Source organism: Streptacidiphilus monticola (genome assembly GCF_042658505.1).
GTDB lineage: Bacteria > Actinomycetota > Actinomycetes > Streptomycetales > Streptomycetaceae > Streptacidiphilus > Streptacidiphilus monticola.
On sequence record NZ_JBHSQJ010000134.1, the window covers coordinates 1 to 222 of the forward strand.

Consider the following 222-nt stretch of genomic DNA (forward strand, 5'->3'; position numbering starts at 1 on the left):
TGGGTCAGGGCATGGCAGTTCCACGGTGCAGAAGGCCTGACTGCAAAAAATAATCATTATTCCGATGAATTTAAACTCGTGGTCGTCCGGGCGGTTATCAGTGACCGCCTGACGATGCGTGAAGCGGCTGCCCGGTTTAATCTCTCCGCAGAAATACTTGTCCGGCGCTGGCTCGACGTGTACAACGATGCCGGAGCGGAAGGTCTTTTAAACATACAATGC

At 52.7% G+C, this 222-nt stretch carries 1 protein-coding gene; it reads left to right on the forward strand.

Features of this window, described 5'->3' with window-relative positions; all coding sequences use genetic code 11:
* On the forward strand, nucleotides 1–222 hold a 222-nt coding region (locus ACFP3V_RS26700), incomplete at both ends, for a transposase (protein ID WP_380588574.1).